The sequence below is a fragment of the Prosthecobacter sp. genome, assembly GCF_029946185.1.
Classification (GTDB): domain Bacteria; phylum Verrucomicrobiota; class Verrucomicrobiia; order Verrucomicrobiales; family Verrucomicrobiaceae; genus Prosthecobacter.
The window spans coordinates 1-2,510 of record NZ_JAQSEA010000223.1 but is presented as its reverse complement, the minus strand read 5'-3'; the positions used below and the strand labels follow the sequence as shown (position 1 = coordinate 2,510).

The following is a 2,510-nucleotide window of genomic DNA, read 5'->3' as shown; positions in this document are numbered from 1 at the left end:
AAGCGCGCCAGATGCCGCAGCTTTTCTGGATTCCAGATGCCGTACACATTCCGCACGCGCTCGCCTATGAGGTCGAATGAATAGGCACCGTAGATTTGTCCGCCAGAAATCATGAGCATGCCGGGCTTGCCATTGACGGTGGCAAAGCGGCAGGCCATGTCGGCGGGGAGGAGCCGCCGGATGCCGATGAGGAAGCGGCTCACGCGGTCAGCGTTGCGGATCGGCAGCCCTGCGGCTTTCACCTTGCCGCCGCCGTCGCTATAGACGGTGACGTCTTCCATCAGCAGATCCAGCAGTTGATCAATTTGACCGGTAGAGGTCGCATGGGCAAACTGCTCCACCACGCGCCGCGCCTGCTCGTTGGGAGGCTGGGGTGGTGTGGGGCTGGTCAGCAGGCTGGCCTTGGACCGGCGGATGATCTGCCGGCAATTCACCTCTGTTTTGCCGACGATGGTCGCAGTCTCGGCGTAGCTGTAGTCGAAGACCTCGTGCAGGAGGAACACGGCGCGCTCCACCGGGCCGAGGGTTTCCAGCATCATCATGAAGGCCATGGTCAGCGAGTCGGTGAGATCTACGAGATGGTCCGGCAGAGTGTTCGCTGCCTCCACCAGAGGCTCCGGCAGCCACACACCGTAGTACTCCTCACGCTCGTGCCGTGCGGAGCGCAGTTGATCAATGCACAGCCGGGTGGTGGCGGCGACCAGCCACGCCTTCGCAGACTGGATCTCTACCCCCTCCTGTTTTTGCCAGCGCAGCCACACCTCCTGCATCAGGTCCTCCGCCTCAGACACGCGCCCGAGCATCCGGTAGGCGATGCCGAAAAGCGCTGGCCGGTGAGTGTTGAAAAGGTCGATCAAGTTCGTCGCGGGTAGGAGGTCATCTGGTCGTGGCTGTCCTGTCTGTCAATGGGACTGCCCTGTACGCTCAAGCATCCAGGGCAGTCAGGGCGGCAGGCTGCGCTCTTTACTTGCCGTGTTCGTCCACCGGCGTTGAAAGCGGTGCGCCCTTCGGATTTTCCACGAAGGCGATGATGATCGTCTTTTCCGTGCCGGGATTTTTGCCCACGATGTGCACACTGCCAGCGGGCTCAAAGAAGACGTCGCCCGCCTTCAGCTTCAGCAGGGGGCCGCCTTTGATCTGAAACTCAAACAGGCCCTGCTGCACGTAGCCCGTCACCATGCCCGGATGCACATGCGGAGGTGCTGCCACGCCGGGTTGCATTTCGATGCGTTTGACCACGATCTCCTTGTCCTGCAGTTCCGGATGGTCCTGCTTGAAGATCTCCGTGATCGTCACCGGCGGTTCGTCGGCATGGAGGATGGCAAGTGAAAGGGTGAACGAGGCGAGTAGGGTGGCGAGGATGCGCGATGTTTTCATGGTCTGGTTTGGTTTTGGGGGAAATGGAGGGTTTGAGTTCATGCAGCGGAAGCCGCTAGCCAGTCTGCGAAGCGGGAAGCCAAGCTGTGGATGCGCGTCTGGCACCAAGCTGTGGTCATCCACGGGAGTGCCGAAGTTTCCGACCGCCACGTCGGTGATGATCTCACGGGTGTCTCCCTGAGCGGCCAGGTATTGGCGCACCAGTTCATCCATGCGGATCTTCATGTTTGTATTCATCAGCAGTTCAGACGATCCAGGCCTGAGGTCTGTGACAAAGACGGAAACATTTTGAAAAAAATTCCGCCACTCAAGCATGTACCGCGCATGGAAATTGAACGCGGTCGGCAGCCATGTACGAAGAAAGCTGCCCAGTCGCACAGCAACGGGGCAGCTTTGGAAAATCCGCAACGGGGGCCACTGGGGCCTGCCTGACTAGACGCCCGCTCCGGTAACCTGAATTAGATGCACCTGGAAGATCAGATCGCTGTTGGCCGGGATGTCACCCATGGACTGGGGACCGTAGCCCAAATTGGCTGGGATGTAGAGCAGCCACTGGTCGCCGGGCTTCATGAGCTGCAGCGCCTCCGTCCAGCCGGGAATCACCTGGTTGACGCCAAAGGTGGCTGGGGCACCGCGCTCGTAGGAACTGTCAAACACCGTGCCATTCGTCAGCGTGCCCTTGTAGTGCACCGTGGCGGAGTCATAGAGTGAGGGGGTGCGGCCACCTGCAGGCCCGGACGCCAGCACCTTGTAGCGCAGTCCGCTTGCGGTGGAGATCATGCCGTCCGTCGAAGGGGTGGCAGTCATGGCCGGATTGGCTGCGGCTTGCGGCGCTGGCGTGGGCTTGGTGCTCTCGCAGCTCGTCATCAGGAGCAGTAGCGCGGTGGACAGGGACAAAGACAATGAAGTGCGTTTCATGGTGACTGCGATTTGGGTGGGGGTGCAGGGGCCTGCGTGGTGACGGCCCCGAGGTGCCGGAAAATGTGCGCAGTAAACGGCAGGTGCGCAACTGCGATGCGTGTTGCTGAAGAAAGCGGGAGGGGAGGGAGGCGGGAACGGTGGAATTGGGAAGTCGTTGCTCCCGCCCTTTTGAACTTTGCAGGCACTGATGAAACCGGTTTCGGAGGTTTTGA

At 60.7% G+C, this 2,510-nt stretch carries 3 protein-coding genes; all 3 read right to left on the bottom strand.

Annotated features, from left to right (window positions below):
- Positions 1-857 (bottom strand): RNA polymerase sigma-70 factor (locus PSV43_RS18575; RefSeq protein ID WP_300200852.1); only part of this gene is annotated, 857 nt, incomplete at its 3' end.
- 106 nt (positions 858-963) lie between these two features.
- On the bottom strand, positions 964-1,602 hold the full coding sequence (locus tag PSV43_RS18570; RefSeq protein ID WP_300200849.1) for a cupin domain-containing protein: 639 nt from the start codon (positions 1,600-1,602) through the stop codon (positions 964-966).
- 207 nt (positions 1,603-1,809) lie between these two features.
- Positions 1,810-2,295 carry an FKBP-type peptidyl-prolyl cis-trans isomerase gene (locus PSV43_RS18565; protein WP_300200846.1) on the bottom strand — a complete coding sequence of 162 codons (486 nt, stop codon included), beginning with the start codon at positions 2,293-2,295 and terminating at the stop codon, positions 1,810-1,812.
- Between the last annotated feature and the right edge of the window lie 215 nt (positions 2,296-2,510).

What these genes read in the sequence shown, in the direction of transcription:
- PSV43_RS18565 (WP_300200846.1), bottom strand. Translation starts at nt 2,295, where the DNA reads ATGAAACGCACTTCATTGTCTTTGTCCCTGTCCACCGCGCTACTGCTC.
- PSV43_RS18570 (WP_300200849.1), bottom strand. Translation starts at nt 1,602, where the DNA reads ATGAAGATCCGCATGGATGAACTGGTGCGCCAATACCTGGCCGCTCAG.